This window comes from Actinoplanes sp. DH11, from assembly GCF_020873875.1.
Taxonomy (GTDB): Bacteria; Actinomycetota; Actinomycetes; order Mycobacteriales; family Micromonosporaceae; genus Actinoplanes.
This window is the reverse complement of the sequence record NZ_JAHWGU010000004.1, coordinates 105,309-126,883: the sequence shown is the minus strand read 5'-3', so window position 1 is coordinate 126,883 and position 21,575 is coordinate 105,309. Positions and strand designations below refer to the sequence as shown.

The following is a 21,575-nucleotide window of genomic DNA, read 5'->3' as shown; positions in this document are numbered from 1 at the left end:
AGACCTGGGAGTGTGAAAGGCGTGCGGAAGCGGATCGCGGTCATCGGTGGTGGCATCGCCGGCTTGGCGGCCGCCGTGCGGCTGCGCGACCGGCTCCCCGCGGGTGCCGAGATCACCGTGTACGAGCAGGGCGACGCCCTCGGCGGCAAACTGCGCACCGGTGACCTGGGCGGGCTCGCGGTCGAGCGGGGCGCCGAGTCGTTCCTGAACAGTGGCGCGGACGGCGCCGAGTCGGCGGCGGTGTCGCTGGCCCGGCGGCTCGGGCTCGGCGACGCGCTGGTCCACCCGGCCAGGCAGCCGGCCGCGCTGGCCATCGGCGGCCGGCTCACCCCGATCCCCGCCGGCACCCTCGTCGGCGTCCCCGGCGACCTCTCCACGCTGGACGGCGTGGCCTTGCCGGACGCCGGCGCCGACACCGACGACGGCCGGCCGCTGCTGGCGCCCGGTGCGGACGTCGCGGTGGGTGCGCTGGTGCGGTCCCGGTACGGCGCCGAGGTCGTGGACCGGCTCGTCGACCCGATGCTCGGCGGCGTCTACGCGGGCCGGGCCGACCAGCTGTCGCTGCGGGTGACGATGCCGCAGCTGGCCCTGGCGGCCGAGACCGAACACACGTTGCGTGACGCGGTGCGCGCAGCGCAGGCCCGGTCCCGGCGGGTCCCCGGGCAGCCCGTCTTCGCGGCCGTCGACGGCGGGATGAGCCGTCTGGTGTCGGCCGCCGCGTCGGCCAGTGGCGCGCGGATCAACCTGGGGCTGCCGGTGCGGGAACTCACCCGTACCCCCGCGGGCTGGCATCTGGTGCTCGGTCCGGCGCCCTACCCGCAGACCGCCGACGTCGACGCCGTGGTCCTGGCAGTCCCGGCGAAGCCGGCGGCCCGGCTGCTGGCCGGGGCGGCACCGGAGACGGCGCACGAGGTCGCCGATCTGACCTACGCGAGCGTCGCACTGGCCGGGCTGGCGCTGCCCCCCGGCACGTCCCTGCCCGAGCTCTCCGGCTTCCTGGTCCCGCCGGGCGAGGGCACGCTCGTCAAGGCGGCCACCTTCTTCACCCGCAAATGGCCGCACCTGGACCGGCCGTCCGGCCCGGTGATCGTGCGCGCCTCGCTGGGCCGGGCCGGTGAGGAGGAGCGCCTGCAACTCGACGACGCCGCCCTCCTCGCCCGCGCCCACCGGGAACTGAGCGAACTGGCCGGGGTGGACCTGCCGGCGCCGGCCGCCTCCTGGGTGCAACGGTGGGGCGGCGCGCTCCCGCAGTACGCGCCGGGGCACGCCGACCGGATCGTGCGGGCCCGGGCCGCGCTGCCGCCCGGGCTGGCGCTGGCCGGCGCGGCGTTCGACGGCGTCGGCATCCCGGTCTGCGTGGCCAGTGGTGAACGTGCGGCAGACGAGGTAAGCAAGTATCTGGAGGAAGCATGAGTGAGCAGCAGACCAACGCGGCGCGGATCAAGGAGCTGAACGCGACCATCCGCTACACGATGTGGTCGGTGTTCCGGGCCTCGTCACCGCTGCCGGCGCTCCGCGACGACCTGGCCGGCGAGGTCGAGCAGCTCTTCGAGCAGCTCGAAAGCAAAGACGTGACGATCCGCGGCACCTACGACGTGTCCGGCCTGCGCGCCGACGCCGACGTGATGATCTGGTGGCACTCCAGCTCGCCGGACGCGCTGCAGGACGCCTACGGGCTGTTCCGCCGCACCGGGTTCGGCCGGCACCTGGAGCCGGTCTGGTCCCAGATGGCGCTGCACCGGCCCGCCGAGTTCAACCGCAGCCACCTGCCGGCGTTCCTGGCCGGCGAAGAAGCCCGGCCCTACATCTGCGTCTACCCGTTCGTCCGCTCCTACGAGTGGTACCTGCTGCCCGACGAGGAACGCCGCCAGCTGCTCGCCGAACACGGCCGGATGGCCCGGCCCTACCCGGACGTCCGCGCCAACACGGTCGCGTCGTTCGCGCTCGGCGATTACGAGTGGATGCTCGCGTTCGAGGCCGACGAACTGCACCGGATCGTGGATCTGATGCGTGACCTGCGGGCTTCGGGGGCGCGGCGGCATGTCCGGGAAGAGGTGCCGTTCTACACGGGGCGGCGGCGGTCGGTGGGCGAGCTGGTGGGGGCTCTGCCCTGAGCTGGCTGGCTCGAGCTGGCTGGCTTCGCTTCGCTCCGCGGCGATCGCCTTTTAACCGGTGAGATGACACTCGGTTTTCCGGCACCGCAAACCCCGCGGCGTCGGAAAACCGAGCGCCATCTCACCGGCGGCGATCGCGGGGGTTCGGGGCTGGAGTGGCTGGGAATCGGCGGCTCGCTTGCCTCCCGGCCGCTCATGCCTTTCCGGGGGTCCCGCCTTTCCGGACATTCGTGCCTTTCCGGCGGTCCGGCTTCGCGACCTCCTGGGCTTTGTTGGCTTCGGTGGTCTCGGCCACTTCGCCTGCTGCTCGGGGAGTGGCCCTATGGGCTTTTCGAGCAGGCGGCGTTGACTCTTTCTGTCCGGTTTGCGCTGGTGGAAGGTTGCGGAGCGTGGCGCGCTGGATGGTGATGGGGCGGCCGGTGAGGCGGAGGGGTGCGGCGTGGTGTTGCTTGCCCTTGGCTCTGGTGGCGGTGCCTGGACGAGTGGCCGCGGTCGGCTGCGTTGGGCCGGCGGGCAGTGTTGATCTGCTAGCGGTGCGAAATCGCGGTTCAGACCCCTTGATCACAGCGATTTCGTAGCGCTAGCAGATCAACATCTCGCCATGGGCGGCGCGTCCGGTGCTACCTGGACCGGTGACAACACCCCTGATCGTGGGTGCCCGGGGCGGTCAGTCGTGCCGGGGCAAGTGACCGGGCAGTCCCCGGCTGGGGATGATCATCGGGTAGCGGGAAGGTCTCCTCGCCGGCTGCGGTGGGCCGTCGGGAAGCATCAGGTGACGGGCACAGGCTCGTTGTGCACCTCGACGGAAGCGGTCATGGCCGTCGGCTTTGGCCTGGCCGTCATTCGGTGGCGGTGGGCGGGGGCGACTTGCCGCTCGGCAGGTGTTTCGTGCCGGTCGGCCGCTACCGGCCATCGGGGTTTCCGGGCCGGGCGGGGGTTCGGGGCCTCCGCCCGGCGTCGGCTTCAGTGGGCGCGGCCTGGGACCTTTGCGTCGCGAGGGCGGGGCCGGCGGTTCACGGACGGGTTCAGCGGTTGTTTCGTTTCATGGGGATGTGGGGGATCCCGTCCTCGAGGAACTCGGGGCCGGTCTGCTCGAAACCGAACCTCGCGTAGAAGGCGGCCAGGTGGGCCTGCGCGTCCAGGACGGTGGGGCGGTTGCCGATCACCGTCAGGGCCTCGGTCAGTAGTTTGCCGGCCAGGCCGTTGCCCCGGGCGGTGGGGGCGGTCACCACCCGGCCGATGCGCTCGGTGTTGTTGTCGTCGGAGAGGATGCGCAGGTAGGCGCGGACCTCGCCGTTCCGGTCGAACCAGAGGTGCCGGGTGCCGGGCTCGTCGTCCCGGCCGTCGAGGTCGGCGTAGGCGCAGTTCTGCTCGACCACGAAGACGTCCGCGCGCAACCGCAGGATGGCGTAGAGCGTTGTGGTGTCGAGATCGCGAAACGAGGCCACGCGGAGCTGGTCATGTGGTTCCGGTTGCATCGTCACAACGTACGCGGCGTGTCCTCACCTCCGGCCGGTTCCTGCCGTTGTACGGATGAGGCACGGTTTTGTGGAGGACGCCATGATCAAGCGCAGCAAGTTGTTCGGCAACAAGACGCGGGTGACGTTCAGCCTGCCCGCCGATTCGCCGGTGGGCCGGGTCAGCGTCGTCGGTGACTTCAACGACTGGGAGCCGGGCCGGCACGAGATGCAGGTGCGGCGCAACGGCACCCGGACGGTGAGCGTGCCGCTCGAACCCGGGCACTACAAGTTCCGCTATCTGGCGACCGACGGCGTCTGGCTGGATGACGAGCAGGCCGACGCGGTGGGTCCGAACGGCAGTGAAATCCGCCTATAAGCGTTACGGCGCGCCTCCCGGGGGGATCTCCTGATCAGTAAGTGAGTCTCCCCGAGGAGGAACTGTGGCAGACGTCAAGCTGGCGATCATCTATTACTCGTCGACCGGAACCGTGCACGGCATGGCGGAACGGCTCCAGGCGGCGGGGGAGAAGGCCGGCGCGGAGGTGCGGCTGCGTCAGGTCCCCGAGCTGGCGCCGGAGGAGGCGATCGCCTCCAACGCGGCCTGGAGCCAGCACTTCGATCGCACCAAGGACGAGCCGAAGGCGACCGCGGACGACGTGGTCTGGGCGGACGCGGTGCTCTTCGGCAGCCCGACCCGGTACGGCAACGTGGCGAGCCAGCTCAAGCAGTTCATCGACACGCTCGGACCGCAGTGGGCGCAGGGTCTGCTGGCGAACAAGGCGTACGCCGGGTTCACCGCCTCGCAGACCGAGCACGGCGGCCAGGAGTCGACGCTGCTCGCGCTCTACAACACGATCTACCACTTCGGTGGCATCGTGGTGGCGCCCGGTTACACCGATCCGCTGAAGTTCGCCGACGGCAACCCGTACGGCGTCTCGCACGTCACCGGCGGCGGCAACGACCGCCCGCTCACCGAGGTGCAGTTCGCCGCGCTCGATCATCTGGCCACCCGGATCGTGACGATCGCCGGGAAGCTGGCCGCCTGAGCGAGGCGGCACCCGCCGGGGCGCTACGGTTTTCGCCATGTCCGTCGACACCCAGTACGAAGACCTGCTCCGGCGGGTGCTGCACGCCGGTACGCCGAAGAACGACCGCACCGGGACCGGCACCCGCAGCCTTTTCGGCGAGCGCCTGCGCTACGACCTCTCCCGGGGTTTCCCGCTGATCACCACGAAGCGGGTGCACTTCAAGTCGATCGCGGTGGAGTTGCTCTGGTTCCTCCGCGGTGACACCAACGTCCGGTGGCTGCACGAGCACGGTGTGACGATCTGGGACGAGTGGGCCGACGCCGCCGGCGAGCTGGGCCCGGTCTACGGGCACCAGTGGCGTTCGTGGCCGGCGAAGGACGGCGGCGAGATCGACCAGATCGCCGAGCTGCTGGAGACGCTCCGCACGGACCCGGACTCCCGGCGGATGATCGTCTCGGCCTGGAACGTCTCGGACATCCCGGAGATGGCGCTGGCGCCCTGCCACGCGCTGTTCCAGTTCCACGTGGCCGGCGGCCGGCTCTCCTGCCAGCTGTACCAGCGCAGCGCCGACCTCTTCCTCGGCGTGCCGTTCAACATCGCCAGTTACGCGCTGCTCACCCGGATGATCGCGGCGCAGGTGGGCCTGGAACCCGGTGACTTCATCTGGGTCGGCGGGGACTGCCACATCTACAACAACCACGTGGAGCAGGTCACCGAGCAACTGAGCCGGGAGGCGTACGCGTTCCCGGAGCTGGAGATCGCCCCGCGGGACAGCCTCTTCGAGTACGCGTTCGAGGACTTCACCGTGGTGGACTACCGGCACCACCCGGCGCTGCGGGCACCCGTGGCCGTATGAGCGTTCACATGATCTGGGCGCAGGCCCGCAACGGCGTGATCGGCGCAGCCGGCGACATCCCGTGGCGGATCCCGGGGGAGCAGCGCACCTTCAAGGAGCGGACCACCGGCTCGACCGTGGTGATGGGCCGTGCCACCTGGGACTCGCTGCCGGAGCGGTTCCGCCCGCTGCCCGGCCGCCGTAACGTGGTGCTCACCCGCGCACGCGGCTGGACGGCCCCCGGCGCGGTGGTCGCCCACTCCCCGGAAGAGATCGTCGAGGACGACTTCTGGGTGATGGGCGGGGGTGAGGTCTACGCTGCGTTTCTGCCACGGGCAGCGCATCTGGTACGAACGACAATAGACTTCGATGCGGAGGGCGACACCTTCGCGCCGGAGATCGGCTCGGACTGGGTGATCTCGTCATCGACCGGCTGGATCACCGCGGGGACAGGTGCCCGTTACCGGATAGACGACCTGGTGAGACCTGGCTCACATGGAGGTGACATCTTCCATTAGCACACCGGAGGTATTCTCTCCGACCGTCGGGGGCGAAGATCGCTCGCGTTCGACGGGCGCACGTGGGCCTTATCGATGAGCCTTTCAATTCGGGGACGGAAAATGTCACGGGACTTCGTGCTCAACGCACTGACCCTCTCGGTGGTGACGCCGATGTACAACGAGCGTGAGGCGGTCGACCACTTCGTGGCCCGGTTGCGCCCGGTGCTCGAAGGTCTGGGCGTCGCGTACGAAGTGGTCGCCGTGGACGACGGCAGCCGGGACGAGACCGTCAAGCGCCTGCTCGAGCTGCGCCAGGACTGGCCGGCCCTGCGCGTGGTGAAGCTGCGCCGCAACGTCGGGCACCAGTCCGCTCTGGCGGCCGGCCTCCGTGCCGCCCGCGGGGAGTACGTCGTGAGCATCGACGCCGACCTCCAGGACCCGCCGGAGGCCATCGGTGACATGCTGGCGAAGGCCCGCACCGAGAAGCTCGACGTGGTGTACGGCGTCCGCAGCGACCGCAGCACCGACACCTCGTTCAAGCGCAACACGGCGGGCGTCTACTACTGGTTGATGCGCCGCCTGGTCGGCCCGCACCTGAGTGACCAGGCCGGCGACTTCCGGCTGATGAGCCGGGTCGTCGTGGACACCCTGAACGACCTGCAGGAACAGCAGCCGGTCTACCGTCTCGTCGTGCCGTCGCTCGGGTTCGCCAGCGGCGAGGTCACCTACGTCCGCGCGGAGCGGGTCGCGGGCGAGACGAAGTACCCGCTGACCAAGATGATCAAGCTGAGCGTGGACAGTGTCACCAGCTTCTCGGCCGCCCCGCTGCGGGTCGCCACCTGGCTCGGCCTGGTCACCTTCATGATCTGTCTCGGTCTGGTGGTGAGCGGGGTCGCGGCCTGGGGCTTCGGTGTTACCGTGCCGGGCTGGACGTCCCTCTACATCGCCGTGCTTCTGCTCGGCGCGGTGCAGCTCATCTGTCTGGGTCTGCTCGGGGAGTATGTGGGGCGGATCTACGCCGCGACCCAGAACCGTCCCCGGTTCCTGGTCGACTTCGACACGGATGAGCAGGAGCCCATGAGCACCACGCCGGACATCGTCTCGGTGGAGACGACGGCTGTCCCGACCCAACTGGCCACCCCGGTGAGATGAGCACAGAGACCACCGAACACCTCAGAACTGAAGAGTCCGAGCCGGTCACCGCTGCGGTGGCCGGCCGTCGGCGTCTGCCGTCCCCGGGCTGGCTGGCGCTGATCTTCACCCTCGTCGTCATCGTCCTGACGATGCGGTACTACGGGGTCGCCGATCGCGACCTGATCACCTTCGCGGTGTACTCCCTGCTGTGCGTGACCCTGCCGGGCACGCTCATCTGGCGGGCGGTGCAGGGCCGCGCCGGTTACCTACCCCTGGACGCGGCGTTCGGCACGGCCGCCGGGTTCGTGGTGGAGCTGCCGGTCTACATGCTGGCCCGGCAGGCCGGTCAGCCGTACGCCGTCCTCGTCTGGCCGGTTGTCACGGTCCTGCTCTTCACCGCGCTGCCGAAGCTGCGCCGGTTCTGGCGCGGCAACCGCGAGCGGATGCCGGTGGGCGCCTCCTGGACGGCCGCCGCCGGCACCTGCTTCATCCTGCTGAGCACGGCGTTCTCCTCGTTCCGCTACAACTCGCTGGACGAGCCGGTCTCGGCGGTCATGCACGTGGACTTCCCGTTCCAGTTCGCGCTTGTCGGCTGGTTCAAGCACGACGTGCCGCTGAACACCCCGTGGGTGTCCGGCGTCGACCTGGTCTACCACTGGTACGTCTACGCGCACGGTGCCGCGGCGAGCTGGATCAGTGGCGTCGAGCCGCAGGTTCTGATCATGCGGCTGCTGCCGGTGCCGATGATCGCGGCGTTCCTGCTGGTCGTCCTCGCCCTGGTGCACCGGATCACCGGCCGCTGGTGGCCGGGGAACGTGGCGATCGGGTTGATGATCCTGGCCGTGGTCACCGTCCCGTGGGGCTGGACCAACCGGCCGATGGACTCGTTCACGTTCCTCGACAACCTGTGGGTCAGTCCGACACAGACGTACGCCGCGCTCTTCTGCATGGTGGCGATCTACGTGCTCTGCGGGATCCTCCAGGAGGAACCGGGTCCGGCGCGGCGCCGGCCGATGCCCTGGGCGGTGCTGGTCGTGCTGATCGGTGCGATGGCCGGCGCCAAGGCGACCTTCGTGCCGATGCTGATCTGCGGCCTGCTGCTCGCCCTCTTCCTGCGGGTGGTCCGGCGCAAGGCGCCCGGCCCCGAGCTGCCGGCGCTGCTGATCGCCGGCGGCTGGCTGGCGTTCGCGCAGTTCGTCCTCTACGGCTCGGGTTCGCAGGGCACCGAGGTCAACCCGCTCCAGACGGTGAAGTACACGGCCCTCGGCCGGGCCGTCATGGGCCCGCAGAACCCGATCAACGACTGGGGGTCGCTCCTGGCGCTGACCGGGGTGTCGCTCGTCGCCGGCCTGCTCGGCTGGGCGTTGCTGGCCGGGCTGCTGCGCCGCGGGTGGCGTACCGATCCGATCGTGCACGTGATGTTCGGGTTTGCGATCTCCGGTGTGGGCGCCTTTTACATCCTGGCGCATCCGGGGATGAGCCAGACGTACTTCGGGCGCTCGGCGACGCCGTACCTCGGCATCCTGGCCGCTCTGGGCCTGTCCGCCCTCTTCCCCGCCGGCCGGCGCGTTCCGCGCCGGTTCTTCGCCCTCGCCGTGGCCGGCGCGGTGGCCGGAGTGGTCACCCTGCTGGTGATCCGGCAGACCGTGGGCGAGGAGGGGCCGGCGCGGCCGCTGGCGAGTTTCAGCCTGGACCAGGCGACCCGGCCCTACGTGGTACTGCTCCAGGTGCTGGCCGGCATCGTGGTGGCGCTCGTCGTGATCGGGCTGATCGTCCGGCTGCGTCGCACGCTGGTGCTGGCGGTGGCCGCGATCGCGGTCACCTCGGTGGCGGTCACCAGCGGCGTGGTGGGCTATCAGGCCTACTGGGACGCGCTGACCTCGGGCAAGACGCAGCGGGACATCGTCGCACCGGGCAATTACTTCGCGATGCCGCCCGGCGCGATCGAGGCCGGCCGGTGGCTGCGGGCCAACTCGCAGCCGCGGGACGTCGTGGCCACCAACAGCCACTGCCGCCGGGAGATCAGCCCGTGCGACAGCCGGGACTTCTGGGTGGCCGCCTTCTCCGAGCGGCAGGTCGTGCTGGAGGGCTGGAGTTACACCGAGCCGGCCTTCGCCACCGGTGGGTTGTACGACCGGACGCTGTACCGCAGCCGGTTCTGGGACCCGGCCCTGCTGGAACGCAACGACGAGGTCTTCACGGACCCGACGGCGGAGCGGGTGAAGTCCTTCACCGCCGAGCACGGCGTGCGCTGGCTGGTCGCGGTCGGCACGGTGCAGGTTCCCGACCCGGACCGCAAGGGCGAGGCCTGGGCCAGCCCGGAGCTGGCCCAGTTCGCAACGGAGCGTTACCGCGTCGGTGACGTCACCGTCTACGAGGTGCGCTGACCCTACTTCGGGTCGAGCCTGATCGACAGGCTGTTCACACAGTGCCGCGTGTTCTTCGGGGTGAAGCCCTCACCCCGGAACACGTGGCCCAGGTGCGAGTCGCAGCGCGCGCACCTGATCTCGACACGGACCATCCCGTGGCTGCGGTCCTCGATCTCCTTGACCGCGCCCGGGATGGCGTCGTCGAACGACGGCCAGCCGCAGTGGCTGTCGAACTTGGTGTCGCTGGGGTAGAGCTGGGCGCCGCAGGCGCGGCAGTCGTAGATGCCCTCGGTCTTCGTGTCGACGTACTCACCGGTCCACGGCGCCTCGGTGCCGGCCTCGCGCAGCACCCGGAACTCGTCGGGGCTCAGCCGGATCCGCCACTCGTCCTCGGTGGTCGGCAGCGTGGTCTCATCAGTTGCCATGCCTTAAACGGTACGTCGCACCTCGCGTGCGCCGCGCGTGACGAGGAACCCGTTGAGTCTTCTATGGAAGCTGCATCCCCGGCGACGTTCCGGCCGACCTGGCAGCAGGCGCTCGGCCATGGTCTCTACCTCGGTGCCCTCGGCGCTGTGGCGGGTGTCACGGCGGGGGTGATCACGCCTCTGGCATGGCCGGGGAGCGGTGGACCGCCGGGTTGGGTGTGGGCGGTGCTGCTGGTCGTACCCCTGCTGCTCGGTGCCGTCCTGGGGCTGCTGGCGGGGCGTCGCACGGGGGTGGAGGTGGGCATCCGCGGCATCCGCACGTCGTCGGTGCTCGGTGGGGACGAGGCGCCCTGGAGCAGGGTGGTCGACCTGCGTGCCGAGCGGCGTGGCCGGCGCACCGTGGTCTCGGTCTACCTGGATTCCGGGGCGAGTGTGCGGCTGCACGCACCGTACAGCGGGGGTCTCTTCGCCGCGGACCCGCAGTTCGAGCTCAAGCTGTTCGCTTTGTCGCATTTGTGGAGGAGTCACCGTTTCGGTGGACTTCCGAGTTGAGGACCCGCCGAAGGATGTTTCAGGGTAAAACGGGCAATCCCCGCTAAGCTCCCGTGCGAACATGGAACGTACCATCAGCGACAGAACGGATACTCCTCTCATGAGCTTCTCGCGTCGGCTGACCGCCGGACTTCCCGCGGTCGGCGTCACCGTCCTCGCCGCTCTGGCCCTCAGCGGGTCGCCGGCGACCGCTGCCACCGACGTCGTTCAGGGTGGGCACCCGGCCGTCATGACCAGCCCGGAACCGGCCGGCACCCGCGGCGCCGACGGTTACGGCGGCACCGCGAACGAGGTGCCGCCGGCCACCACCACGCCAGGGACCCCGGCCACCACCGCGACCGACGACGCTCCCGGTGACACCCGCGGCAACCCGGGCTACGGCACCACGCCGCCCACCACGGCACCGACCACGCCGCCCGGCGGCATCCAGTCGACCCCGTCGAGCGGAACCGCCGACGACGTCGCGCCGGCACCGAGCACGAGCGCTCCGGGCGGCGGCGTCAGCGACGTCACCAACACCCTCCCGGTGACCGGCGCCCCGCTGGTCGGCACCCTCGCCCTCGGCGGCCTGCTGGTCGCCGCCGGCACGACGGCCGTCTGGTACACCCGGCGCCGCCGGGCCTGACCCGCACTGACCCGCACTGACGGCCGCCCGGCATCGCGCCGGGCGGCCGTTCCCGCCGGCGTGGGGCAACCTGGGCGGGGTGATCCGGCATATCGTCGGGGCATGCCGAAAGCCCCCGCGGAAGAGATCGAGGTCGCCGGGCGGACCGTGCGACTCTCCAGCCCCGACAAGGTCGTGTTCGCGAGCCGCGGCTTCACCAAGCGCGACGTCTTCGAGTACTACCTGGCCGTCGGCGACGGCATCCTGCGGGCCCTGCGCGACCGGCCCACCACGCTGCAGCGCTTCCCCGACGGGATCGACGGCGAGGCCTTCTTCCAGAAACGGATACCGACCCGCGGCGTACCCGACTGGATCAGCACCGCGAAGATCAAATTCCCCAGCATGCGTACGGCCGACGAACTCTGCCCCGCCGACCTGGCCCACGTCGCCTGGGCCGCCCAGATGGGCACCGTGGTCTTCCACCCCTGGCCGGTGCGCGGCGCGGCGCCCGACAACCCCGACGAGCTCCGGCTCGACCTCGACCCGCAGCCCGGCCTCACCTTCGGTGACGTGGTGTCGACCGCCGGCGTGGTCCGCGAGGTCCTCGCCGACCTGGGCTGGACCGGGTTCCCCAAGACCTCCGGCGGGCGCGGCGTGCACGTCTACGTCCGGATCACCCCCCGCTGGTCCTTCGTCGAGGTGCGGCGGGCCGTGATCGCCCTGGCCCGCGAGGTGGAGCGCCGCAACCCGGCGGGCATCACCACCTCCTGGTGGAAGGAGGAGCGCGGTGACCGGGTGTTCCTCGACTACAACCAGATGGCGCGGGACCGGACCATCGCCTGCGCGTACTCGCTGCGCGCCAACGCCCGGGCCACCGTCTCCACCCCGGTCACCTGGGACGAACTGACCCGGGTCGAGCCGGACGACTTCGACCTGCGCACCGTGCCTGCCCGGATCGCCGCGAGCGGAGACGCGCACGCCGGCATCGACGACGTCGAACACGACATCACGCCACTGCTGGAGTGGTCCGAGCGCGACGAACGGGACGGGCTCGGCGACCTGCCCTACCCGCCGGACCACCCGAAGATGCCCGGCGAGCCGAAACGCGTGCAGCCCTCCAAGGACCGCGACCTCAAGTCACAGCGCTAACTTCATGCCCTCGTGCGAGGCGGTGAAGCCCAGCCGCTCGTAGAACCGGTGTGCGGCGGTGCGGCGCTTGTCGGTGGTCAGCTGCACCAACCGGCAGCCGCGCTCGCGGGCCCGCTCGATCGTCCAGCGGATCAGTTCGCCGCCCAGACCGGAACCGCGGCGGTCGGCGCGGATCCGGACCGCCTCGATCAGCATCCGCTCGCCGCCGCCACGGCTCAGGCCCGGAATGAAGGTGAGCTGGCAGGTGCCGACCACGTCGTCGCCGTCGGTCGCCACGATGAGCTCGTTGCGCTGGTCCGCGTCGATGGCCTCGAAGGCCGCCCAGATCGCGGCGTCAACGGTCTCCGGCACGGCACCGAAGCCGCGTTGCCGGGTGATCTCGTCATCGGCCAGCAGGTCGAGCACGGCGGGTACATCGGCGCGGGAGGCGATCCGGAAATCCATGATCTCCACCCTGCCACGGGCTGTCGCGGTCACCGCGCCTCGGGCACGATGACCCCATGCATCTGCTGCTCACGCTGCCGCGATGGGCTTACCGCGGTCTGGTCTGGCTGGCCAACTCGCCGAAGAAGCTCCTCCTCGCGTACACGATCCTGATCGCCGTCTGCGGGTCCCTCTACAACGTCTTCGAACCGGACACGTCGTTCGGCGACTCGGTCTGGTGGGCGGTGGTCACCGCCTCCACGGTCGGGTACGGCGACATCTCCCCGGAGACCGTGCCGGCCCGGCTGATGGCCGCGCTGCTCATCTCGACGATGGTGCTGCTGGTGATCCCGCTGATCACCGCGCACTTCGCCAGCAAGCTGATCGTGGACACCGACGCGTTCCGGCACGAGGAGCAGGAGGAGCTCAAGCGGAACCTGCGCCGGTGCCGCGAGCTGCTCGAGGAGCTCACGGCACGTCAGGGCGTCAGCGTGCCGGACAGCGCAGACCCTCCTGGGGCACCTTCAGATCGATGAGGTAACTGTCCACCGCGTCCGAGATGCAGCGGGTCGACGGGTACGCGGTGTGGCCCTCGCCCTCCCAGGTCAGCACCCGCCCCACGCCCAGCATGTTCGCCAGGTCGGCGGTGTTCTCGTACGGCGTGGCGGGGTCGCCGGTGGTGCCGACCACCACGATCGGCGGTGCGCCGGTCGCCTTCGCCGCCGGGTAGGGGTCGCGTTCGCCGCTCCAGTAGGCGCACGGCAGCATGCCCATCGCCAGGGCGGCGCCGAACATCGGGTACTTCTCCCGCCACTCCGCCTGCAGGCGGCGGATATCGGCGACGCTCGGCGCGTCGTCGGTGTCGGCACAGTTCACCGCGAGGTTGGCATCGAACAGATTGCTGTACGAGCCGTCCGGTTTGCGTTCCGCGTACTGGTCGGCGAGCTCCAGGATGCCGCTGCCGTCACCGGCCTGCAGGGAGTCGATCGCGGTGGCCAGCTTGGGCCAGCCGGACTCGCTGTAGAGCGACGAGATGAGACCCACGAAGATCCAGCCCGGCGTGACCTCGCGGCCGTCGGTCCCGCGTACCGGAGAGGTCCTCGCCTTGGCCATCGCGTCGGTGACCGCGCCCCGCGCGTCCGGCGCGACAGGGCACTTGGCCGGCGTCCGCCCGCACCACTGGGTGAAGTTGGCGAACGCGCGCTCGAAGCCCTTGGCCTGCGCCTCGGAGCCCTGCACGAAGCTCTCGGTCGGGTCGACCGCGCCGTCCAGGACCAGGGCCCGCACGTTCTCCGGGTAGAGCTGGGCGTAGGTGGCGCCGAGCAGCGTGCCGTAGGAGAAGCCCAGGTAGGAGAGCTTCTGGTCACCGACCGCCGTGCGCAGCGCGTCCATGTCGTGCGCGGCCTGCTCGGTGGAGAAGAACCGCAGCTGGTCGCCGTACTTCTCGGCGCAGCCGTCGGCGATCTTCTTGTTCAGCGCCGCGACCTGATCAAAAGCGGCCTGGCTGACCGGGTCCGGCTCGGCCGCGAAGCTGGCGTCCTGATCGGCGGCGCTGATGCACTTCACCGGGCTGGACCGGCCGACACCGCGCGGGTCGAAGCCGATCACGTCGAACCGGTCGGTGATCTCGGTGGGCAGGCCGCCGAACGTCGGGCCGAAGGAGAGGTAGACCGCAAGCTCGATGCCCGAGCCGCCGGGGCCGCCGGGGTTCAGCAGCAGCGACCCGATCCGGTCGCGCTGCTTCGCCGAGCGGACCCGGATCAGCGCGATCTCGTAGTCCTCGCCGCTGCCCGGTGCCGCCCAGTCCCGTGGCACCGACACGGTGGCGCAGTCGTAGGACATCCCCGGTGCGCCCTTGGTGACCAGCTCCTGCGGCACCTCCGGGCAGGGCCGCCAGTCGGCGAGCTCGCCGGTGGCCGAGGTGCTCGCGGCGACACCACCGGGTCTGGCCGGTTCGTCGGCGCCGTTCGGCGCGAACGTGGGCAGGGTGCACCCGGCCACGGTAGTGACAATCACGGCGAGGAGGGCGACGACCAGGCGTGAGCGGCGATCCACACGACGACCCTATCCGGTCGTCCGGTGAGCGGCGGTCAGCGACCGTTCAGCACCTCCGCCAGATCGAACTTGACCGGGCGTTCCAGCTGCTCGTACGTGCACGTCGCCGGCTCCCGGTCGGGCCGCCACCGTTCGAACTGGGCGGTGTGCCGGAACCGGAGCCCCTCCATGTAGTCGTAGCGCACCTCGACCACCCGCTCCGGCCGCAGCGGCGTGAACGAGAGGTCCTTGCCGTTGTTCCACCGGCTGTACTCGTTCTTCCGCGGGGTGCGCTCGCCCTGCTCGTGGGCCGCCCAGTCCCACGGGTGGCCGTCGAACGTGGTGACCAGTGGCTGGAGTTCGGCGAAGAGCTCCTCGCGGACCTTCATCGGGAAGGAACCGATCACGCCGACCGAGACGAGCACGCCGCGCTCGTCGTGCAGGCCCAGCAACAGTGATCCGATCCGGTCAGGGCCGGACTTGTGCACCCGGTAACCGGCCACCACGCAGTCGGCCGTGCGCTTGTGCTTGACCTTGAACATGACCCGCTTGTCCGGCTGGTAGACCAAGTCGCGCGGCTTGGCGATCAGACCGTCCAGCCCGGCGCCCTCGAACTGGCGGAACCACCGCTGCGCCGTCTCCAGATCGTCGGTCGCCGGCGTGACGTGCACCGGCGGCCGCGCATCCTTCAGCGCCGCCAGCAACCGCTCCCGCCGCTCGCCGAACGGCAGCTCGGTGAGGTCCTCGTCGCCGAGCGCCAGCAGATCGAAGGCCACGAAACTCGCCGGGGTCTGCTCGGCGAGCAGCTTCACCCGGCTGGCCGCCGGGTGGATGCGCTGCTGCAGCGCCTCGAAGTCGAGGGTGTTGCGCTCGGTGTCGGCGACGATCACCTCGCCGTCGATCACCGCTCGCTCCGGGAAGTTCGCCAGCACCGCCCGGACCACCTCGGGGAAGTAGCGGGTCATCGGCTTCTCGTTGCGGCTGCCGATCTCCACCTCGTCCCCGTCGCGGAAGACGATCGACCGGAAACCGTCCCATTTGGGCTCGTAGACCTGGCCCGGCGGGATGTCGGCGACGGGTTTGGCGAGCATCGGCTTGACCGGTGGACTGAGCGGCAGCTGCATCCGCTCAGTGTGCCCGCAAACCGCGATCGCGGAAGCCCGGTGGCAGACGCAGACCCCGGAAAGGCGCACACCCGCCGCGTGCCGAGGCCATCGGGGGTCAGCGGACCAGCAGGTCGACCAGTCGGTCCAGTTCGGTGGCGGGGTCGGTGGTCAGGCCCATGTGTACTGGGCCGGCTCGCAGGATGGTGCTGCGGGGTGCCACCAGCCAGCGGAAACGTTCGCCGAGACGCATGTCTGCGGACGGGCCGCCGCCCGCGCAGGTGCGGGCCCAGGCGTCCAGGGCTGTGGTGATCGCCGGTACGTCGGCGGTGGGGTCCAGGGCGCGGAGCCGGTTCTCGTCCAGGTGCGTGCGGGCGTTCAGGAAGTCCTGGCGCTGGCAGTAGAGGACCACACCCACGTTGATCAGCTCGCCGCGTTCGATGCGGGGGACGGCCTGGATGATGGCGTACTCGTAAGGGAACGTCACGGCAGCCACGCCTCCGGCTGCGCGGCGCGCTGCGTCAGGTGCTCGAAGTACGCGTCGCGGTCGACGCCGTCCAGCCACTCGTCCGGTACCAGGGCCAGCACCTCGCGCAGCAGGTCCGGGGTGATCCGCTCGGCCAGCCGGGGGCCTTCGGTCGCGAGTTCGGTGGCGTACTGCTTGAGCACGTGATCGTCCCAGCGGTACGGGCGGTGCACCACCGCCGCCGCGCGCGGCCAGTTGTGATGGAAGTAGAGGGTGGCGCCGTGATCGATGAGCCAGAGGCCGCCGTGCCAGATCAGCAGGTTCGGGTTGCGCCAGCTGCGGTCCACGTTCTCCACGAAGGCGTCGAAGGCGATGACCCGGCTCGCCAGTCCCGGCTCGACCGGGTGCGCGTTCGGGTCGTAACCCAGGGCGCCCGGCAAGAAATCCATGCCGAGGTTGCCGCCGGCGCTTGCCTTGATCAGCTCTTGGACCTCTTCGTCGGGTTCGGCGCGGGCCACCACCGGGTCCAGTTCCACGCGGGCCAGTTCCGGCACCGGCAGCCCCAGCCGCCGGGCCAGCTCCCCGGCGATCACCTCGGCGACGAGCGCCTTCGGGCCCTGACCGGCACCGCGGAACTTGACCACGTAGGTGCCGAGATCGTCCGCCTCCACGACGCCGGGAAGGGAACCGCCCTCACGCAGCGGGGTGACATATCGGATGGCCGTGACCTGACGAAGCACGCCGCCAACCCTACGGTTCTCGCTCGCCGGGCCCGCGCCGGGTGGGGAAGGGCGGGGACCGGCTTGGTGGCGGGGTCTCCCGGGCCGGCAGGGCTGCCGGTCCGGGAGATGGATGGGGTTGGGTTGGGGACTGTCAGGTGGTGGGGCCCTGACGGCGGAGCTCGTCGACGCGGGTCATCGCGTCACGGAGCTCGCCCAGCCAGTCCTCGGTGTGGTTGCCGACCAGCTTGACGCACCAGGCCAGGGCCTCGGAACGGGAGCGGGCCACGCCGGCATCGACAAGGGTGTCGAGGACCTGGCGTTCGGGCTGGCGCAGGCGGGTCATCACCGGCGCCGCCAGGTGGGTGAACAGGTCGGAGGTGTCGCCGCAGCGTGCGCCCCAGGCGACCTTGCGCTGGTAGCGGTGCTCGACCTGCCGGGCCACCCGGATCCGGGCGTCGCGGGTGTCCTCCCGGAACTGGGCGATCCGGCCGGCCTCGCCGGCGGCCCGGTCGGCGTCGGTGGCGTCGTCGGCCAGGGCGGGCTGCGGGAGCCGGCCCCAGATGATGATCTCGTCGCGGTCCACGACGACCTCGGGGGGCTCGGTGAACCATCCGTCCGGGATGGCTCCGGTCACCCAGGCTGCGGCATCGTCGGCGGTCGGTGGCTCGGTCCGCCCACCGGGCGGAGCAACTCGGATTCGCATGCCAACCTCCCTCAAACTTACGTGATTACATGCTTACACCGTTGCGCGCGAAAAGGACATGCCTGTTCGCCGCAGGCGAAGCGGAGGGTGGAGTGACGAGGAGTCCCGGTGGGGCCGGGACGGTCAGGTGACCTGCCAGACCGTGGTGTGGCGGACCGGCACGCTCTCCAGGGACTCGACGACCGGGACGTCGTAGGCGGCCCGCTTGATCAGGCCCTCCGGGAGGTAGGCGCGGCCCGGGTCGCCGACCAGGACCAGGGAGCCGCGGGCGGCCGACCGGCGCAGGAACGGCAGGACACGGCCGGCCATCTCGCGGCTGTAGAAGACGTCGCCGGCCAGGACCACACCGAACCTCTCGTCGCTGTCGAGCAGGTCGGCTTCGACGGTCGTCACCCGTACCCCGTTGGCCTCGGCGTTCGCCGCCGCCGCCGCGAGGGAGAGCGGGTCGATGTCGTTGGCGGTGACGGGTGTCGCGCCGGCCCGGGCGGCGGCGACCGCGACCAGGCCGGAGCCGGTGGCCAGGTCGAGCACACTGCGGCCGGCGACCAGGTCCGGGTCGTCGAGCACGTGCCGGGCCAGGGCTTGGCCGCCGGCCCAGGCGAAAGCCCAGAACGGCGGCGGCTGGGACGAGCCGTCCGCCTCGGTGGCCTCCCAGAGCGCGATCGGCTCCGCCGCCTGCCACAGCGAGACCTCGGGGACGAAGGGTACGGGCGCCAGCGTGGTGTGGGCGTGAACGAACTCCGATAGCACCTCCCGATTGTGCCGCTATCGCTCAGTGCCGCGGCGATCGGGCCGATCAGGCCGACATATACGTTCGAAGGGAGCAGGATGCCGACCAGGTGGTCTGCCGCCCTCTTCGGCGCCTGGATGGCGGTACTCACCGTGGTCCTGGTGCTCGAACCCGGGTGGCAGGGTCCGGTTCGCCTGCTCGCCGGGGCCTCCGCGGTCGCGGCCCTGGCGCTGGGCCTGCGGGGTGGACAGCCCGACGACACCCGTCCGTGGTGGCTGCTGGCCGGCGCGGTGGGCCTGTCGGCAACCGGTGGCGCGGCCTCCGCGGCTCCCGCGTTCCTCACCGGCCGCCTGGTCTGGCTGGAATCCGCCGGCACCGCGATCCTGCTGCTCGCCTACCTGGCCCTGGCTCTCGCGCTCGGCGGTTTCGTGCTCCGCCGCACGCACGCGGCCCGGGACCGGGCCGGCCTCCTCGACGCCCTCATGGTCACGTCCGGCGTGGCGCTGCTGATCTGGACCTTCGTGATCGGTCCCCGCCTCGACGGTGCCGCCGCCGACACCTGGGGCGACCTGGCGATGCCGTTCGGCGACCTGCTCTGCCTGGGCCTGCTCATCCGGCTCGCGGCCATCCCGGGCCGGCTGGTGGCGCCCGGGCACTGGCTGGGTGCGGGGGTGTCCGCGATGCTCGTCGCCGACGTGGCCCGGCACCCGGCCGTCGGGCACGTGCTGTTCTACACCGCCGCCGGGCTCGCCGCGCTGCTGCCGTCGATGGCGGAGCTCACCCGGCCGGCCGAGAAGCCGCCCACCGAGACCAGCCGGGGCCGGTTGGCGCTGCTCGCCGTGGCGGCCCTGGTCGCGCCGACGGTGCTGCTGGTCAAGATGTACCGGGACACCCAGATCGCCGGCCTGACCGTGGTAGCCGCGCTGAGCATGCTGATGTTGCTGCTGGTGCTGGCCCGGATGGCCGGGATCATGACGAGTCACCGGCAGGTGATGGCCCGGGAACGGGGTCTGCGGGAGGCGTCCGCCGCCCTGGTGTCGGCGGTCGACGCCGAGGCGGTCGGTCAGGCGGTACGCACGGCCGTGGCCCAGCTGATCCCCGGGGACGCACCGCACGGCGTGGTTCTCGCCATCACGATCCTGCAGGACGAGCCGCAGTCCGCCGAGGCCGCCGCGCAGGCCGCCGTGGACCGGGCCACCGGTACGGCCGCACGCCTGGTCAACACCCGTGACGTGGACTGGGCCGTCGCGGTCCGGCTCACCCAGTTCAACAAGACGCTGCGCTGCCCGATGGTGCTCACGGACCGCCCGTCCGGTGACCCGCTGCTCGGTGTCCTGCACGTGGGCGCGCCGACCTGGGCACTGCTGGAGTTGCATCGGTCGGTCGAGGTGCTCGCCGGGCAGGTGGCGCTCGCCCTGGAACGGATCGCGCTGGGTCAGGAGGTGGCCCGGCGCAACAGCGAGACCTACTTCCGCACGCTGATCCAGAACACCGCGGACGTCATCACGATCATCGACGAGCAGGACCGGATCCGGTACGCGAGCCCGTCGGCGGTCGGGGTCTTCGGCGGGGACCCGACCGGTGCCCTGCTGCCCGAGGTGATCCACCCCGGGGAGCGGAACCGGCTGACCGAGGTGCTGGGCGCGGTCCGGGGCGGCGACCAGTTGCAGCAGCAGCTCGACTTCCGGGCGCGCGGGAATCGGCGTACCGAGGTGCTGCTCGAGATGCACTGCCGCGATCTGCGGGCCGAACCGACGGTGGCCGGCCTGGTCGTCACCATGCGCGACGTCACCGAGCAGCGGCAACTCGAGCGGGAACTCACCCATCAGGCGTTCCACGACGCGATGACGGGTCTGGCGAACCGGGTGCTCTTCAACGACCGGCTGCAGCACGCCCTGGCCCGGGGCGCCCGCGACGGGTCGGTGGTCGGTGTGCTCTTCATCGACCTGGACGACTTCAAGATTGTCAACGACACCCTGGGGCACGCCGTCGGCGACCAGCTGCTCATCGCGGTGGCGCACCGGATCGCCGGCGCACTGCGGGCCGACGACACGGCGGCCCGGCTCGGCGGTGACGAGTTCGCCGCTCTGGTGGAGAACGTCAACGACCCCGGCGCCGTCGAGGAGACCGCCAACCGGATCTTCGCTGCCCTGGCCGAGCCGATCGAGACGGACGCCAAACCGCTGTACGCCGCCGCCAGCATCGGCATCACCACCACTCCCGAGGCGAACGACGCCGACGAGCTGCTGCGGCAGGCCGACCTGGCGCTCTACGTCGCCAAGGGCGCCGGCAAGAACCAGTGGCGCCGCTACCAGGCCCACCTGCACCAGGAGATGGTGGAACGGCTCGAACTGCGGTCCGCCCTGGACCACGCCGTCAACGAGGGACACTTCCTGCTGCACTACCAGCCCATCGTGGACCTGGCGTCGGGCGTGGCGGTCGGGTTCGAGGCGCTGGTCCGGTGGCACCACCCGAAACGGGGCGTGATCACCCCGGACCAGTTCATCGAGGTCGCCGAGGAGAGCGGCCTGATCGTGCCGATGGGCCGCTGGGTGCTCGAGGAGTCGCTGCGCACGGTCGCCGAGTGGCGGCGGATCCTGCCGGCCGCGCAGGTGCCGTACGTCAGCGTCAACGTCTCGGTCCGCCAGTTCCGCGAGACCGGCTTCGTCGAGCAGGTCCGTGCCGCCCTCGCGCACACCGGGGTGCCGCCGGCCGCCCTGATGCTGGAGATCACCGAGACGTTGCTGGTCAAGGACGACGAGCAGGTGTGGTCGGAACTCGGCGCGCTGCGGGAGATGGGCATCCGGATCGCCATCGACGACTTCGGCACCGGGTACTCGTCGCTCGGCTACCTGCGTCAGCGCCCCATCGACATCGTCAAGATCGACAAGATGTTCATCGACGACATGGTCACCAGCCAGCAGCCACTCGCCCTGGTCACCGGCATCGTCAGCCTCGCGCAGTCGCTCGGGCTCGTCGTGGTCGCCGAGGGCATCGAGAGCGCCACCCTCCGCGAACTGCTGGTGCGGATGGGCTGCCCGCTCGGCCAGGGGTACCTGTTCAGCAGCCCGCTCGGCCCCACCGAGGTCCTGGCGTGGCTGCGCAACACCCAATCGGTCGCGGTGTGAGGCGTGCCCCCGCACCGATAGCGAAAGGCGCGCAACGGCCGGGCGCGGGCAGGTGCCCGCGCTGACGCTCCGGGACACGCCGCATGCGGTCGGGTG

General features: G+C 70.8%; 22 protein-coding genes. 13 read left to right on the top strand and 9 right to left on the bottom strand.

The annotated features are described in order from the left end of the window. Positions 1-21: 21 nt before the first annotated feature. Together hemG and hemQ are read left to right on the top strand one after the other, a co-directional pair. Positions 22-1,413 carry a protoporphyrinogen oxidase gene (gene hemG, locus LPA41_RS07700; RefSeq protein WP_229069246.1) on the top strand — a complete coding sequence of 464 codons (1,392 nt, stop codon included), beginning with the start codon at positions 22-24 and terminating at the stop codon, positions 1,411-1,413. Then, the gene (gene hemQ / locus LPA41_RS07695) at positions 1,410-2,114 is read left to right on the top strand and encodes a hydrogen peroxide-dependent heme synthase (RefSeq protein ID WP_229069245.1); all 705 of its coding nucleotides are present in this window, start codon (positions 1,410-1,412) and stop codon (positions 2,112-2,114) included. The genes hemG and hemQ overlap by 4 nt, the downstream gene beginning before the upstream one ends. A 1,025-nt stretch (positions 2,115-3,139) precedes the next feature. Here hemQ and LPA41_RS07690 read toward each other — a convergent pair. Then, the gene (locus tag LPA41_RS07690) at positions 3,140-3,592 is read right to left on the bottom strand and encodes a GNAT family N-acetyltransferase (protein ID WP_229069244.1); all 453 of its coding nucleotides are present in this window, start codon (positions 3,590-3,592) and stop codon (positions 3,140-3,142) included. Positions 3,593-3,674: 82 nt separating this feature from the next. Between LPA41_RS07690 and LPA41_RS07685 the strand changes: the two genes are divergently transcribed. The 6 genes from LPA41_RS07685 to LPA41_RS07660 all read left to right on the top strand — a co-directional run bounded on the left by LPA41_RS07685 (position 3,675) and on the right by LPA41_RS07660 (position 9,458). After that, the gene (locus LPA41_RS07685; protein ID WP_229069458.1) at positions 3,675-3,950 is read left to right on the top strand and encodes an isoamylase early set domain-containing protein; all 276 of its coding nucleotides are present in this window, start codon (positions 3,675-3,677) and stop codon (positions 3,948-3,950) included. Positions 3,951-4,014: 64 nt separating this feature from the next. Next, positions 4,015-4,620, top strand: coding sequence for an NAD(P)H:quinone oxidoreductase (wrbA, locus tag LPA41_RS07680; RefSeq protein ID WP_229069243.1), 606 nt, complete (start codon positions 4,015-4,017; stop codon positions 4,618-4,620). A gap of 37 nt (positions 4,621-4,657) precedes the next feature. Further along, entirely contained in the window at positions 4,658-5,458 is an 801-nt protein-coding gene (locus tag LPA41_RS07675) for a thymidylate synthase (RefSeq protein WP_229069242.1), read from the top strand. After that, positions 5,455-5,955: a dihydrofolate reductase gene (locus LPA41_RS07670; RefSeq protein WP_229069241.1), complete on the top strand. Its 501-nt coding sequence runs from the start codon at positions 5,455-5,457 to the stop codon at positions 5,953-5,955. The genes LPA41_RS07675 and LPA41_RS07670 overlap by 4 nt, the downstream gene beginning before the upstream one ends. Before the next feature lie 102 nt (positions 5,956-6,057). Continuing rightward, complete coding sequence (locus tag LPA41_RS07665; RefSeq protein WP_229069240.1) at positions 6,058-7,089, top strand: glycosyltransferase family 2 protein; 1,032 nt, start codon at positions 6,058-6,060, stop codon at positions 7,087-7,089. Next, positions 7,086-9,458: a hypothetical protein gene (locus tag LPA41_RS07660; RefSeq protein ID WP_229069239.1), complete on the top strand. Its 2,373-nt coding sequence runs from the start codon at positions 7,086-7,088 to the stop codon at positions 9,456-9,458. Before LPA41_RS07665 ends, LPA41_RS07660 begins: the two co-directional genes overlap by 4 nt. A 2-nt stretch (positions 9,459-9,460) precedes the next feature. Here the strand turns inward: LPA41_RS07660 and msrB are convergent, their stop codons facing one another. Further along, positions 9,461-9,865, bottom strand: coding sequence for a peptide-methionine (R)-S-oxide reductase MsrB (gene msrB / locus LPA41_RS07655; protein WP_229069238.1), 405 nt, complete (start codon positions 9,863-9,865; stop codon positions 9,461-9,463). 63 nt (positions 9,866-9,928) lie between these two features. Here msrB and LPA41_RS07650 point away from each other — a divergent pair, with 63 nt between their 5' ends. The 3 genes from LPA41_RS07650 (at position 9,929) to ligD (ending at position 12,170) form a co-directional block, all read left to right on the top strand. Further along, positions 9,929-10,417 carry a hypothetical protein gene (locus tag LPA41_RS07650; RefSeq protein ID WP_229069237.1) on the top strand — a complete coding sequence of 163 codons (489 nt, stop codon included), beginning with the start codon at positions 9,929-9,931 and terminating at the stop codon, positions 10,415-10,417. Positions 10,418-10,517: 100 nt separating this feature from the next. Beyond that, the gene (locus tag LPA41_RS07645) at positions 10,518-11,042 is read left to right on the top strand and encodes a hypothetical protein (RefSeq protein ID WP_229069236.1); all 525 of its coding nucleotides are present in this window, start codon (positions 10,518-10,520) and stop codon (positions 11,040-11,042) included. Positions 11,043-11,144: 102 nt separating this feature from the next. Next, on the top strand, positions 11,145-12,170 hold the full coding sequence (ligD, locus tag LPA41_RS07640) for a non-homologous end-joining DNA ligase (protein ID WP_229069235.1): 1,026 nt from the start codon (positions 11,145-11,147) through the stop codon (positions 12,168-12,170). Here the strand turns inward: ligD and LPA41_RS07635 are convergent. Further along, entirely contained in the window at positions 12,159-12,614 is a 456-nt protein-coding gene (locus LPA41_RS07635) for a GNAT family N-acetyltransferase (RefSeq protein WP_255689367.1), read from the bottom strand. The genes ligD and LPA41_RS07635 overlap by 12 nt on opposite strands. A gap of 56 nt (positions 12,615-12,670) precedes the next feature. Between LPA41_RS07635 and LPA41_RS07630 the strand changes: the two genes are divergently transcribed. Then, the gene (locus LPA41_RS07630) at positions 12,671-13,129 is read left to right on the top strand and encodes a potassium channel family protein (RefSeq protein WP_229069233.1); all 459 of its coding nucleotides are present in this window, start codon (positions 12,671-12,673) and stop codon (positions 13,127-13,129) included. Here LPA41_RS07630 and LPA41_RS07625 read toward each other — a convergent pair. The 6 genes from LPA41_RS07625 to LPA41_RS07600 all read right to left on the bottom strand — a co-directional run bounded on the left by LPA41_RS07625 (position 13,080) and on the right by LPA41_RS07600 (position 18,371). After that, complete coding sequence (locus tag LPA41_RS07625; protein WP_229069232.1) at positions 13,080-14,648, bottom strand: alpha/beta hydrolase; 1,569 nt, start codon at positions 14,646-14,648, stop codon at positions 13,080-13,082. The two genes, LPA41_RS07630 and LPA41_RS07625, sit on opposite strands and share 50 nt — an antisense overlap. A 35-nt stretch (positions 14,649-14,683) precedes the next feature. Then, positions 14,684-15,751 (bottom strand): ATP-dependent DNA ligase, encoded by a 1,068-nt coding sequence (locus tag LPA41_RS07620; RefSeq protein ID WP_229069231.1) that lies wholly within the window; start codon positions 15,749-15,751, stop codon positions 14,684-14,686. 97 nt (positions 15,752-15,848) lie between these two features. Continuing rightward, positions 15,849-16,217: a DUF3037 domain-containing protein gene (locus tag LPA41_RS07615; RefSeq protein WP_229069230.1), complete on the bottom strand. Its 369-nt coding sequence runs from the start codon at positions 16,215-16,217 to the stop codon at positions 15,849-15,851. Further along, positions 16,214-16,936 (bottom strand): HipA family kinase, encoded by a 723-nt coding sequence (locus tag LPA41_RS07610; RefSeq protein WP_229069229.1) that lies wholly within the window; start codon positions 16,934-16,936, stop codon positions 16,214-16,216. The genes LPA41_RS07615 and LPA41_RS07610 overlap by 4 nt, the downstream gene beginning before the upstream one ends. Positions 16,937-17,069: 133 nt before the next feature. After that, entirely contained in the window at positions 17,070-17,621 is a 552-nt protein-coding gene (locus LPA41_RS07605) for a hypothetical protein (RefSeq protein ID WP_229069228.1), read from the bottom strand. Positions 17,622-17,744: 123 nt separating this feature from the next. Further along, positions 17,745-18,371, bottom strand: a complete 627-nt coding sequence (locus LPA41_RS07600) for a methyltransferase (RefSeq protein WP_229069227.1) — start codon at positions 18,369-18,371, stop codon at positions 17,745-17,747. 78 nt (positions 18,372-18,449) lie between these two features. Here LPA41_RS07600 and LPA41_RS07595 point away from each other — a divergent pair, with 78 nt between their 5' ends. After that, positions 18,450-21,479, top strand: coding sequence for a bifunctional diguanylate cyclase/phosphodiesterase (locus LPA41_RS07595; protein ID WP_229069226.1), 3,030 nt, complete (start codon positions 18,450-18,452; stop codon positions 21,477-21,479). Positions 21,480-21,575: the final 96 nt, after the last annotated feature.

Excerpts from the sequence above, each read along its gene's own strand:
- hemQ (WP_229069245.1), top strand. The coding sequence starts at position 1,410 with ATGAGTGAGCAGCAGACCAACGCGGCGCGGATCAAGGAGCTGAACGCG.
- LPA41_RS07690 (WP_229069244.1), bottom strand. The coding sequence starts at position 3,592 with ATGCAACCGGAACCACATGACCAGCTCCGCGTGGCCTCGTTTCGCGAT.
- LPA41_RS07685 (WP_229069458.1), top strand. The coding sequence starts at position 3,675 with ATGATCAAGCGCAGCAAGTTGTTCGGCAACAAGACGCGGGTGACGTTC.
- LPA41_RS07675 (WP_229069242.1), top strand. The coding sequence starts at position 4,658 with ATGTCCGTCGACACCCAGTACGAAGACCTGCTCCGGCGGGTGCTGCAC.
- LPA41_RS07670 (WP_229069241.1), top strand. The coding sequence starts at position 5,455 with ATGAGCGTTCACATGATCTGGGCGCAGGCCCGCAACGGCGTGATCGGC.
- LPA41_RS07665 (WP_229069240.1), top strand. The coding sequence starts at position 6,058 with ATGTCACGGGACTTCGTGCTCAACGCACTGACCCTCTCGGTGGTGACG.
- LPA41_RS07660 (WP_229069239.1), top strand. The coding sequence starts at position 7,086 with ATGAGCACAGAGACCACCGAACACCTCAGAACTGAAGAGTCCGAGCCG.
- msrB (WP_229069238.1), bottom strand. The coding sequence starts at position 9,865 with ATGGCAACTGATGAGACCACGCTGCCGACCACCGAGGACGAGTGGCGG.
- LPA41_RS07650 (WP_229069237.1), top strand. The coding sequence starts at position 9,929 with ATGGAAGCTGCATCCCCGGCGACGTTCCGGCCGACCTGGCAGCAGGCG.
- LPA41_RS07645 (WP_229069236.1), top strand. The coding sequence starts at position 10,518 with ATGAGCTTCTCGCGTCGGCTGACCGCCGGACTTCCCGCGGTCGGCGTC.
- ligD (WP_229069235.1), top strand. The coding sequence starts at position 11,145 with ATGCCGAAAGCCCCCGCGGAAGAGATCGAGGTCGCCGGGCGGACCGTG.
- LPA41_RS07635 (WP_255689367.1), bottom strand. The coding sequence starts at position 12,614 with ATGGATTTCCGGATCGCCTCCCGCGCCGATGTACCCGCCGTGCTCGAC.
- LPA41_RS07630 (WP_229069233.1), top strand. The coding sequence starts at position 12,671 with ATGCATCTGCTGCTCACGCTGCCGCGATGGGCTTACCGCGGTCTGGTC.
- LPA41_RS07620 (WP_229069231.1), bottom strand. The coding sequence starts at position 15,751 with ATGCAGCTGCCGCTCAGTCCACCGGTCAAGCCGATGCTCGCCAAACCC.
- LPA41_RS07605 (WP_229069228.1), bottom strand. The coding sequence starts at position 17,621 with ATGCGAATCCGAGTTGCTCCGCCCGGTGGGCGGACCGAGCCACCGACC.
- LPA41_RS07595 (WP_229069226.1), top strand. The coding sequence starts at position 18,450 with ATGCCGACCAGGTGGTCTGCCGCCCTCTTCGGCGCCTGGATGGCGGTA.